The 986-nt window shown below is 29.2% G+C and carries 2 protein-coding genes and 1 pseudogene; all 3 read right to left on the minus strand.

From position 1 onward, the window contains the following. Positions 1-214: hypothetical protein (locus KGF50_RS21610; RefSeq protein WP_227849964.1), on the minus strand; the 214-nt coding region annotated here is incomplete at its 3' end. A gap of 20 nt (positions 215-234) precedes the next feature. Beyond that, positions 235-513, minus strand: a pseudogene (locus tag KGF50_RS21615) (N-acetylmuramoyl-L-alanine amidase); the annotation flags it as partial. Between the two features lie 2 nt (positions 514-515). Next, a partial coding sequence (locus KGF50_RS21620; RefSeq protein ID WP_227849965.1) for a peptidoglycan recognition family protein occupies positions 516-986 on the minus strand: 471 nt, incomplete at its 5' end.

The following is a 986-nucleotide window of genomic DNA, read 5'->3' on the forward strand; positions in this document are numbered from 1 at the left end:
TCTGTATCTTATTTTCATATCTTGAATCATAATATATATTTATCTCACCTATGCTATTTATGCTTATAGAATAGTCTTTTCTTTCTATTATACATATGCTTCCACAATCTGATAAACTATTATTGTATATTGATTTTAACTGCCTTTTTATTTTGAGAAAATCTATTTTGGGGTAAATATTGTTTGGATAAAAACTTTTCTCTTGTATTAACATGTTATCTACCTCTTATCATTTTATTTATTTATAAAATCTAATGCTTTATAAAGAGTATCAAATCTATCATTACCTTTTATCATTGTATATTTTTCTTTAGTAACAGAACTTATCTTATTACATGCTCCACCACCAACAATATAAAGATTTTGCGTCTGACCTGGTACATAATCTTTTATATCACATACTCTACATTCATTTTCTTTGTAATTCCAACTAATTATCTGCGCTAGTACTTTGTCAACTTCTCCATCATAGACTATTGTGTATTTTATCATCTTATTCACTCCCCCACCATTTTTTACTTTATCTTTAAATCTACCCATAATTTTGGGCTATCAAGCATCTTACGAGGACAATATTTTCTCTTAGCATCATAATGTCTTATTACTTTATCTGCACTAATATTTAAATCTTTCATTAGTTTTCTAGTTAAGTCTATTGCATTTTCTCTTGCTTTTGTATAGTTGCCATCACGATTTACACATATTTCTATATTAATACTATTATAGTTTGTAACTCCTGCAACCAATGCAGTTCCATAACTTTTGCCAACTGCCCAAGCACCATCCTTGTGGTCTAGTGTTTGATATATGACCTTATCATCAACATAGTAATGCACGCTTGCTTCTAAGTTACCATTATTAAGTGCTTGTGCATGTCTTTTGGCATCTGCTCCCTTGTCCTCGTTATCTGTTTCATGAATGACAATAAACTTTGCATTATTCTTGCTTGGATAACATTTTTTCTTTGTTAACATCTTTATTATATC

Source organism: Clostridioides sp. ZZV15-6598 (assembly GCF_020657705.1).
Classification (GTDB): Bacteria; Bacillota; Clostridia; order Peptostreptococcales; family Peptostreptococcaceae; genus Clostridioides; species Clostridioides difficile_F.